The 10,919-nt window shown below is 37.6% G+C and carries 7 protein-coding genes; 5 read left to right on the top strand and 2 right to left on the bottom strand.

Annotated elements, in window-relative coordinates; genetic code table 11:
* On the bottom strand, positions 1–1,133 hold a 1,133-nt coding region (locus tag VFS71_RS07940; RefSeq protein ID WP_326400393.1), incomplete at its 3' end, for a sulfatase-like hydrolase/transferase.
* Between the two features lie 398 nt (positions 1,134–1,531).
* Here VFS71_RS07940 and VFS71_RS07935 point away from each other — a divergent pair.
* The 5 genes from VFS71_RS07935 to VFS71_RS07915 all read left to right on the top strand — a co-directional run bounded on the left by VFS71_RS07935 (position 1,532) and on the right by VFS71_RS07915 (position 10,092).
* Positions 1,532–2,917 carry a regulatory iron-sulfur-containing complex subunit RicT gene (locus tag VFS71_RS07935; RefSeq protein ID WP_326400391.1) on the top strand — a complete coding sequence of 462 codons (1,386 nt, stop codon included), beginning with the start codon at positions 1,532–1,534 and terminating at the stop codon, positions 2,915–2,917.
* The gene (locus VFS71_RS07930) at positions 2,901–3,380 is read left to right on the top strand and encodes a gliding motility lipoprotein GldH (protein WP_326400390.1); all 480 of its coding nucleotides are present in this window, start codon (positions 2,901–2,903) and stop codon (positions 3,378–3,380) included. The genes VFS71_RS07935 and VFS71_RS07930 overlap by 17 nt, the downstream gene beginning before the upstream one ends.
* Positions 3,381–3,389: 9 nt before the next feature.
* Positions 3,390–5,708, top strand: a complete 2,319-nt coding sequence (locus VFS71_RS07925; RefSeq protein ID WP_326400389.1) for a transglycosylase domain-containing protein — start codon at positions 3,390–3,392, stop codon at positions 5,706–5,708.
* Between the two features lie 384 nt (positions 5,709–6,092).
* Positions 6,093–8,753, top strand: a complete 2,661-nt coding sequence (locus tag VFS71_RS07920) for an MGH1-like glycoside hydrolase domain-containing protein (RefSeq protein WP_326400388.1) — start codon at positions 6,093–6,095, stop codon at positions 8,751–8,753.
* 124 nt (positions 8,754–8,877) lie between these two features.
* On the top strand, positions 8,878–10,092 hold the full coding sequence (locus tag VFS71_RS07915; RefSeq protein ID WP_326400387.1) for a DUF418 domain-containing protein: 1,215 nt from the start codon (positions 8,878–8,880) through the stop codon (positions 10,090–10,092).
* A 262-nt stretch (positions 10,093–10,354) separates the two neighbouring features.
* On the opposite strand, the gene VFS71_RS07910 is transcribed toward VFS71_RS07915, so the two are convergent.
* A partial coding sequence (locus VFS71_RS07910; protein WP_326400386.1) for a M1 family aminopeptidase occupies positions 10,355–10,919 on the bottom strand: 565 nt, incomplete at its 5' end.

Raw genomic sequence — 10,919 nt, 5'->3', positions numbered from 1 at the left:
GGACTACCCTCTCCTGAGGCTCCATTATCTGAAGCATACATAATGACGGTATTATCATACTGACCTGTCGCTTTCAAGTGGTCGATAATTCGTCCAATTTGAACATCCGTATATTCAGAAAATGCGGCATACACTTCGCATAAACGAGAGAATAATTTTTTTTCATCAGCACTCAATGTATTCCATGGACGAACAAAATCGGCAGGATTTTCTTGATCTTTTGGCATCGGATTAAACTCAGTCAATTTAGTCCCGGCAGGCAAAATTCCTTTTTGAATCATACGAGGCAATACCCATTTGCGATACGCGTCATATCCATCATCAAATTTTCCTTTGTATTTTGCGATATAATCTTTTGGTGCTTGGTGAGGTGCATGATTTGCACCTGGGCAATACCACATAAACCAAGGTTTAGAAGGATTTGCTGATTTTTGATCACTTATCATTTTGATAGCTTGGTCGGCTAAATCTTTAGATAAATGATAACCTTTTTCGGGTCCATAAGGTTGTTCGATAGCATGGTTGTCTTCTGTTAAATCTGGATACCATTGATTGGTTTCTCCACCGATAAATCCATAAAAACGATCATACCCTTGTTGAAGCGGCCATTGGCTTTTATTGGCTCCAGCCGAAAGATCCGTTTCTGGAACATTGTGGTCCTTTCCTAACCAAAAAGTACTCCATCCATTTTCATTAAGAATCTGTGCCATCGTAGCTGCTTGAGGAGGCAATTGACAGCTGTATCCTGGAAATCCATTAGCTCCTTCGGTAATTGAACCCATCCCATTCAGGTTATGGTTGCGACCCGTATTAATGCAAGAACGTGTTGGAGAACATAGGGCCACGGTATGCCATTGTGTATAGGTTAAACCATCGGCCGCTAATTTATCCATTGTTGGCATATTGATTCTTCCTCCATAAGGAGACCAGGCCGCTAATCCTGTGTCATCGTAAAGAATAAAGAGAACATTGGGGGCTCCTTCTGGGGCCTTCTTACGAATATAAGGTTTCCAATCTGGGGTGGACTCACGTACGTCTAATTTCACTACACCCTTGAAAGTGGGTTGTTGAGCGTAGCTACAGCAATAAAGTAATACTGTTGCTACAAATGATAATACAATTTTCTTACTCATAATTACTGAATTTTTAAATTAATAAACTGTAAAAAAAACGACTGTAAAAAAAGAAAGTAATAAAGATAAAAAAAATAATAACAAACCGTAAGAAATAACCAGCGATTTAATATATAAAACAAACATTAACAATTGTTTAACCCAAAATAGGATAATTTCAAAACATAAAACAAAAAACGTTTTTTAATCATAAACCAGATTATTTTCTGGTTTGCTCAACACCATTATTAATGTAAAAACACCTTCTTTTCCCGTTGCAATCATCTATTTATTTAGTATAATTTTATGATTTATTGGGATTTTTAACTCTTGTAACATAAACTAAAAAAATAGTACCTTTACAGATTAAACATATTAAGAACTTAAATTGCTTTTATAGCAATACTACATATAGCATTATGGCATGTACAAGTTGTTCAACTTCAGATGGTGGTGCACCAAAGGGTTGTAAAAATAATGGGACTTGCGGCACCGATAGCTGCAATAAATTAACGGTTTTTGACTGGCTTTCGAACATGAGTTTACCCAATGGTGAAGCTCCTTTTGACTGTGTGGAAGTCCGTTTTAAAAACGGTAGAAAGGAATTTTACCGCAATACCGAGAATTTGACTTTGAGTATGGGTGATATAGTGGCAACTGTCGCTTCACCAGGACATGATATTGGAATTGTGACACTTACAGGAGAATTGGTTAAAATTCAAATGAAGAAAAAAGGTGTCAATCCTTCAAGCAATGAAGTTCCAAAAGTATATCGAAAAGCTACCCAAAAAGATATCGATATTTGGACCACAGCCCGAAACAAAGAAGAACCTATGAAGGTTCGTGCGCGCGAATTGGCGATTGCACAAAAACTGGAAATGAAAATTTCGGATATTGAATTTCAAGGCGATGGTTCCAAAGCCACTTTCTATTACACTGCCAATGACAGAGTCGACTTTAGGCTTTTGATTAAAGATTTTGCTAAAGAATTTAGCACAAGAGTCGAGATGAAACAAGTCGGTTTCCGTCAAGAAGCCGCTCGTTTGGGAGGAATTGGTTCTTGTGGTAGAGAATTATGTTGCTCGACTTGGTTAACGGATTTTAGAAGTGTGAATACTTCGGCAGCGCGTTACCAACAACTGTCTTTAAATCCACAAAAACTGGCTGGTCAATGCGGAAAACTGAAGTGTTGTTTGAACTACGAACTGGACACTTACATGGATGCCCTAAAAGACTTTCCTGAGTTTGACACCAAATTGATTACTGAAAAAGGGGATGCTATTTGCCAAAAACAAGATATTTTCAAAGGGTTAATGTGGTTTGCCTACACCAATAATTTCGCCAACTGGCATATCCTAAAAATTGACCAAGTCAAAGAAATTATTGCTGAAAATAAACTAAAAAATAAAGTTTCTTCACTTGAAGACTATGCTATTGAAGTAGTTGCAGAACCGGAACAAAATTTCAACAATGCGATGGGTCAAGAAAGTTTAACGCGTTTTGACCAACCTAAAAGAAAGAAAAAACCAAACAAAAAACCTAGAGTTGCAGGTGAAAATGTGATTGTTGCCAACAATACCAACAAACCAAGTATTCAAAAAAGCAATCCTCCGAGCAATACAAACGCAAACGTTGCCAACAAAGAGAATCCAACTAAGGAAAATCCGAACGGTAATAACGGCAATAGAAATCGTAATAAAAATCGTAAGAAACCAAACAACAATCGTCCTGCTCCTAGTGCCGAAAACAAACCAGAGCAACCTAGAAAACCAATAATTATTAAAAAAAATGAGAATAAAGAATAGTCTTTTACTGCTTTTGGTGGCAGTACTCCTTTTTTCATGTGATAAAAAAAGGGTTTTTGATGAGTATAAATCTGTAGGAAGCGCTTGGCATAAAGACAGCATAGTCACTTTTGATTTACCCGTTTTGGATTCGACAAAAAGATATAATTTGTTTGTAAATTTAAGAGACAATAACAATTACAAATACAATAATCTCTTTCTAATTGTGTCCTTGGAAAGTCCAAATGGCTACACTAAAGTTGATACTTTGGAATACCAGATGGCAGAACCTGACGGAACATTATTGGGAGATGGTTTTACTGATATTAAAGAAAGTAAACTCTATTACAAAGAGAATGTTCGTTTTAGAGGAAAATACAAAGTACATATCAAACAAGCGGTAAGAGAAAACGGAAAAGTGCCAGGAGTTACTTTTTTAGACGGAATTACTGAAGTAGGTTTTAGAATAGAAAATAAAGATTAGAACAAGATTATGGCTATCAAAAAAAGTAACACTCAGACAAAAGGCGTCGTTAAAGATGTTAAATATTATTCCAGAAAATTTTGGAAAATTTACTTTTATGGATTGGGAATCATTGCTTTATTTTTCCTGTTTGCCTCATGGGGTTTATTCGGATCCATGCCTTCATTTGAAGATCTGGAAAATCCAGATTCCAATCTTGCCACCGAAATCATCTCGTCAGATGGAGTCGTTCTTGGTAAATATTTCAAACAAAACCGTTCTGCATTAAAATATTCTGATTTACCAAAAAATCTTGTTCAAGCCCTAGTGGCTACCGAAGATGCCCGTTTTTACGAGCATTCAGGTATCGACGGAAGAGGAACACTAAGGGCCATTGCCAGTTTGGGAACCAGTGGAGGAGCCAGTACATTGACTCAACAATTAGCAAAACAGTTATTTCATGGTGAAGGGTCAAAATTTTTACCTTTTAGAATAGTACAAAAAGCCAAAGAATGGATTATCGCAATTCGTTTGGAAAGACAATATACCAAAAACGAAATCCTAGCAATGTATTGCAATGTGTATGATTTTGGAAACTATTCTGTAGGAGTTAGCTCTGCCGCCAAAACCTATTTTTCAAAGGAACCAAAAGATTTAACCATTGACGAATCGGCTATTTTAGTCGGAATGTTCAAAAATTCAGGACTTTATAATCCGGTGAAAAATCCAGTTGGAGTAAAAAACCGTAGAAATGTGGTGCTTTCGCAAATGGAAAAAGCAAACCTCATCACCGAAGACCAAAAACATCAATTGCAAAGCCTTCCAATCACATTGCATTTCAAATTGGAAAGTCATAGAGAAGGGACTGCAACTTATTTTAGAGAATACCTTCGTGATTACATGAAGAAATGGGTAGAAGAAAACAAAAAACCCGATGGTTCTGATTATGACATTTACAAAGATGGTCTTAAAATCTACACCACTATTGATTCAAGAATGCAGGCTTATGCCGAGGAAGCAGTTGCTGCCCACATGGCCAATATGCAAGAAGAATTTTTTATTCAAAATAAAGACAATAAAAATGCTCCTTTCATAAACATTTCAGAAGCAGAAACCCAACGTATTATCAATCAGGCAATGAAATCGTCCAGTAGATGGGCTATTTTGAAAGATCAGGACAAAAGTGACGAAGAAATCATAAAATCCTTTAATGAAAAAACAAAAATGACGGTTTTCACCTGGAAAGGAGAAAGGGACACCATCATGACACCAATGGATTCCATCCGTTATTACAAACACTTTTTACAAGCGGGAGTGATGTCCATGGAACCACAAACGGGTAATATCAAAGTTTGGGTTGGTGGTATTAATTACAAATATTTCCAGTACGACCACGTAGGACAAGGAGCCAGACAGGTTGGTTCAACTTTCAAACCATTTGTTTACGCTACAGCGATAGAACAATTAAACATGTCTCCTTGTGATTCCATACTCGATGGCCCTTTTATAATTCGAAAAGGCCGTCACCATGTAACCGAAGATTGGGAACCTAGAAACTCAGATAATAACTACCGCGGAATGGTTACCTTAAAGCAGGCATTGGCATATTCCATCAATACCGTATCTGCAAAATTAATTGACAAGGTAAGCCCAGAAGCCGTAATTGAACTAACCCACAAGTTAGGTGTAAAATCTGAAATCGTTACACAACCTTCCATCGCTTTGGGAGCTGTAGAGATAACCGTAGAAGATATGGTAGCAGCCTTCAGCACATTTGCTAATCAAGGTGTTTATACCAAACCACAGTTCTTGTCCAAAATCGAAAACAAAAGTGGTGAAGTTATCTACGAACCTATTCCGGAGTCCCATGATGTTTTGAACAAAGACATTGCATTTGCCATCATTAAACTACTGGAAGGTGTTACCGAAAGCGGTTCTGGAGCAAGATTGAGAACTCAAGGTGGAGGTAATGGAGACAAACGTTGGACAGGATATCCATATATGTTTACCAATCCAATTGCCGGAAAAACAGGAACCTCTCAAAATCAATCCGATGGTTGGTTTATGGGAATGGTACCTAACCTAGTAACAGGTGTTTGGGTTGGCTGTGAAGACCGTTCGGCACATTTCAAAAGCCTTACGTATGGACAGGGAGCCGCAATGGCATTACCTATCTGGGGATATTTCATGAATAAATGTTATGACGACAAAACCTTAACAGTATCCAAAGAAGATTTCGAAAGACCTAAAAATCTTTCCATCAAAGTAGATTGTTATGCTCCAAGAGCGGCAGTAGTCAAAGACACCACCGCAACTCCAGAACAAGATACAGAAGAATTTTCATTGTAAAAAATTTTTCATGTCAACAATGGTTTATTAGAACCTTTGGGGCATGTCACCATAAAGAAAAAGGACCAACTCACTGTACCGGTGATTCGGTCCTTTTTCTTTATGCTGTCGGGCAATCCGCGCTACTTCGGTAGCTTGCTCCTGTCCCTCACGCAACCTTTGCGTAATCCAGATACATTTCGTTACCGAATTAAATCGCCGTTATAAGAAAGACAACATTACGATGAAATCAAACCAAACAAATCCAGGTTTTACACCAATTCTGTAAATAAAACAATTCATAAATAACTTTTCATTAATTATGGTAGTTTATTTTTGCCAATTATATACCCGTTTTTATACGTGTTTTGTCTAAATTGCAACTAGAAACAAATTACAAAGGGTATGCCAGAAAGAGATCCAAAAAACAATGCCGAAAAAGCACGTTTACAGCTAAGAACCGATAACAAAGGCTGGAAAAAGTGGGGTCCCTATTTAACCGAAAGACAATGGGGAACCGTTCGGGAAGATTATTCGCAAAGTGGTTATGCTTGGGGAAGCACTACTCATGACATGGCTCGTTCCAAAGCGTATCGCTGGGGCGAAGAAGGGATTGGGGGTATTTCCGATAACAAACAACACATCTGTTTAGCTTTTGCATTTTGGAACCACAAAGACCGAATCCTAAAAGAGCGCTTCTTTGGATTAACTCCAGCCGAATCCAATCATGGCGAGGATGTCAAAGAAATTTACTTTTACCAAGATTCTACACCTACCCATTCTTACCAAAAGATGCTTTATAAGTATCCTCACGCCGTTTTCCCTTATGAAAAATTAATAGAGGAAAGTAAAAAGCGTAGTCGTCTGGAACCTGAATATGAATTGCTGGACACGGGCGTTTTTGACAAAGATGAATATTTCGATATTACCATAGAATATGCCAAAGCCGAAGAGCAAGACATATTAATCAAGGTAACAGTGGAAAATCGTTCCAAAGTAATAGCTCCCATTACGGTCTTGCCTACCATCTGGTTCAGGAATACCTGGAGTTGGGGGTATGAAAACTACAAACACAAACCTACTTTAACTGGAGTCGAAAAGTCACACATAGAAGTCAATCACCGATTGGTGGGTCACTTCAATCTATATGCAGAAAATGCTAAAGATCTTTTGTTTTGTGACAACAAAACAAATTTTGAAAAATTATATAAATCGCCCGCTCAATCTACTTATGCCAAAGATGGAATTAACGATTATATTATCAATCAAAAACGAACTAGCATAAATCCAGACGCCATTGGCACCAAAGCGTCGGTTCATTATGATGATTTCATTCCTCCACTTGGCAAAAAAGAATACCGTCTACGGTTCACAAATACCAACCCAGAAAAACCCTTTGAAGATTTTGATGCTCTTTTTAAACAAAGAATCGAAGAAGCCGACGAATTTTATGCTCCTCTTCAAAAGGGAGTAAAAGACGAAAAATTAAAATCCATTCAGCGACAAGCCTATGCAGGAATGCTTTGGACAAAACAATGGTATTATTATAATGTTTTTGAATGGCTGAAAGGTGATCCATCAACTCCCAGACCTGACGCCAATCGGAAAGAGGGACGCAATAGTGCCTGGAAACACATGTATACGTCCAACATTCTCTCTATGCCGGACAAATGGGAATATCCTTGGTTTGCAGCATGGGATCTAGCTTTTCATACCTTGCCTTTGGCCAGATTGGATCCTGATTTTGCCAAAAGGCAATTATCCGTTATTCTTAGGGAATATTATATGCATCCGAACGGACAAATCCCGGCTTATGAATGGTCGTTCTCGGATGTCAATCCGCCCGTTCATGCTTGGGCAACCTGGAAAGTATATGAAATTGACAAAGAAGCCAATAATGGTGTTGGAGACACTGTTTTCTTGGAACGTATTTTTCACAAATTGCTGCTCAATTTTACGTGGTGGGTGAATTTGAAAGATAAAAACGGAAATAACGTATTTGGGGGTGGGTTCCTCGGAATGGATAATATTGGGGTATTCGACCGCTCCGCCGATTTGCCCACAGGAGGTCACTTGGAACAAGCCGATGGTACCGGCTGGATGGCGATGTACTGTCTAAATATGCTACGGATAGCCTGTGAAATAGCCCTGAAAAATCCCGTTTATCAAGATATGGCATCCAAATTCTTTGAGCACTTTCTCCAAATTTCGGGAGCTATGCAAGCTTTGGGAGACAATAAAGTGAATCTTTGGGACGAAGAGGATCAGTTTTATTATGACATGCTCCATAAAGAAAATGGGGATGCCGAATTGTTAAAAATCCGTTCGATGGTAGGGTTGATTCCTCTATTTGCAGTCGAAGTTTTAACCCCTGAATTACTCGAAAAATTGCCGATATTCAAACGCCGTGTAGAATGGGTCTTGAAAAATCGGCCAGACTTGGCCAGTTTGGTATCCAGCTGGTACAACCCCGGGAAAGGCGAAACCCGTTTGCTTTCTACGCTTAGGGGGCATCGAATGAAAATGATACTCAAGCGTATGTTTGACGAAAAGGAATTTTTGTCGGATTATGGAGTTCGTTCTTTATCCAAATACCATAAAGAACATCCGTATAAATTCAAACATGAAGGCGGTATCATCCAAGTAGATTATACTCCAGCCGAAGCCACTGGAGACATGTTTGGCGGAAATTCCAATTGGAGAGGTCCTATTTGGTTTCCCATGAATTATTTGATTTTGGATTCATTGGAAAAATTTCATAGTTATTATGGCAAAGACTTCAAGGTCGAATTTCCAACCGAATCGGGTGAGTTGGTAAATTTACAAGAAGCCGCCGAAGGTGTTGCCGAAAGATTATTAGCGCTATTTGTTCCCGGTGTCAATAAAAAAATCCCTATGTATGGCGAATATAAAAAGTTTCAGGAAGATTCTCTTTTCAATAAAAACCATTTGTTTTTCGAATATTTTGATGGTGATACCGGTAAAGGTTTAGGCGCCAATCACCAAACAGGATGGACGGGACTAATTTCCGAAATTATCAGGCATTTGCATGAGGTAGCTGAATAACATTTAACATACCACATAAAAATCACCAATAAGATATTTAAAAATCTTACTTGGTGATTTTTTATTTTTCCTACATTTGGGTGCTTTTAAAAACCAAAACTAAACCACTTCTTAATTTTAAAACATGAACAACACCTATAAACCGATTGAAGATACTAAAAGAACCGCAATTGTTGATATTCTAAGAGGCTGGGCTTTACTTGGAGTTGTCATGGGCAATTATGTCGATTATAAATTCATTGGTTTACCCATTGGCTCGAATACCAAAGATGCATTTTCACAAGTCCTTAGCGATATCCATGAAATTTTATTTGCAGCCAAGTCTTGGACTTTGTTGAGCATTCTATTTGGTTATGGTTTTGCCATTCTGATCCAAAATGTAGCGGAGAAGGGTAAGAATCCAGTTGGCTTTTTTGCGTGGCGAATGTTGATTCTTTTTGTGTTGGCTTTTCTTAATTCGGCTATTTGGCTGGGTGATATATTGAAAGATTATGCCTTTCTGGGTCTTATTCTATTGTTGTTTTACAAATGTTCGGCAAAGACAATTCTTAAAATTAGCATCTTACTTATAACAATAATTCCAATTGTTGCAGGTTATGTCAATACAATTAAATATGCTGTTCCTGATGTGTTTTCGGACCCTAAATACTTGCTACTATATCATTCCAGTAATTGGTTTGATATTTTTAAATTCAACTTATTAGGTACTTATTATGGTCAAATGGTTAGTCCGGGTTATGCCATAACTTGCCATATTGTGATGCTTGCCTGTATGCTGTTAGGGTTTTATGCTCAAAAAATAAACTTTTTCAATCGCCTGTCAGAAATGAAAAAAGCTTTAAAAAAGATCTTTTTCATCAACTTGTCAATCACACTTGTGTTGATTTCCATTTTCAAAACAACAATGGCGTATGACCTTACATTTCCCACTTATTTCAGACCCGGTTACTGGTTGGTTTTAAGTACAATGCTTTGTATTGCCTCAGGAATTTGTATGTTGTATAATCATGATAAACTGCAAACTATTTTTGCCTATTTCAGACTTTCGGGTAAAATGACGTTGACGAATTACATCGTCCAAAACGTACTGGCAACACTCATTTTTTCGGGAATTGGGCTAAAATTATACAACACTATGCCTTTTTGGTTCTATTTTGTGTTGGCGGTTTCGGTATTTATTATTCAATTGTTTGTTAGCAAATGGTGGCTTTCCAAATTCAATTATGGTCCAATAGAATGGCTTTGGAGAATTTTGAGTTACCGAAAATTATTTCCGTTCAGGAAAACCAAATCTGAATTAATCTCAAAAGAAGCTGAAGCTGTTGCTATTGAGGTTTAAGACAATTCAAAGACTCCCATAATCTCATTGAAATTCTAAATTTCTAAGTTTATCCTAATGCTGATATATGCGGGTGAGGGATAGCAGCAAGCTACCGAAGTAGCGCGTATAGCCCGACAGCATAGAGAGAAGGGACCAACTCACCGTTACGATGAGTTGGTCCCTTCTCTTTATGGTGACACCTCCCAATGATTTTCTCTAAAAAAAAGTCTCTTTTAAAACGTCACATTTTAAAAGAGCCTTTTTTACATTTTATGAAATATTACTTCACTTCATAAACATTATTACTTTGTTTGATATCGGCCATTAAACCACTTGGGTCGATGGTAATTTTCTTAATTGATGCCTTAGTTTTTGAAATATTAAATTCAAAAGTAGGATAAGCCCAAGCCCAATCATTAAGAACGGTTCTTGTAATAGCAGGAGTTGGATTTTCTTTTTCGAAACTCATCATACGTAACGGGATATAGAAACTCTCTTGAGTACCATCTGTATATTCAACCAATAAATCAATAGGCATTGGCATTCTACCGATACGTTCTAGCGTTACTGTTGTTTTGTCTGCGTTTTCTTTTACGTCTTTGATTCCGTAATCAATAGTGTTTAATGTTTCGGTCCAATCTACCAAATACCAGTCTAGGTTAGCTCCCGAAACACGCTCTGCTGTTCTCTTAATATCATTTGGCGATGGGTGCTTAAATTTGAAATCTTGGTAGTATTTTTTCAAGGTTTTGTCCAAATTATCTTGTCCAATCACATAAACCAATTGTGACAGGAATATACTTCCTTTTACATAAGACGCAATACTATACGAACGATTTTCATCA

The organism is Flavobacterium sp., from assembly GCF_035760125.1.
GTDB lineage: Bacteria > Bacteroidota > Bacteroidia > Flavobacteriales > Flavobacteriaceae > Flavobacterium.
The sequence above is the reverse complement of the archived record's forward strand: the minus strand, read 5'-3'. Positions and strand labels throughout refer to the sequence as shown.

Coding starts and splice junctions, on each gene's coding strand:
- VFS71_RS07930 (WP_326400390.1), top strand. CDS start 2,901: ATGAGAATAAAGAATAGTCTTTTACTGCTTTTGGTGGCAGTACTCCTT.
- VFS71_RS07915 (WP_326400387.1), top strand. CDS start 8,878: ATGAACAACACCTATAAACCGATTGAAGATACTAAAAGAACCGCAATT.
- VFS71_RS07925 (WP_326400389.1), top strand. CDS start 3,390: ATGGCTATCAAAAAAAGTAACACTCAGACAAAAGGCGTCGTTAAAGAT.
- VFS71_RS07935 (WP_326400391.1), top strand. CDS start 1,532: ATGGCATGTACAAGTTGTTCAACTTCAGATGGTGGTGCACCAAAGGGT.
- VFS71_RS07920 (WP_326400388.1), top strand. CDS start 6,093: ATGCCAGAAAGAGATCCAAAAAACAATGCCGAAAAAGCACGTTTACAG.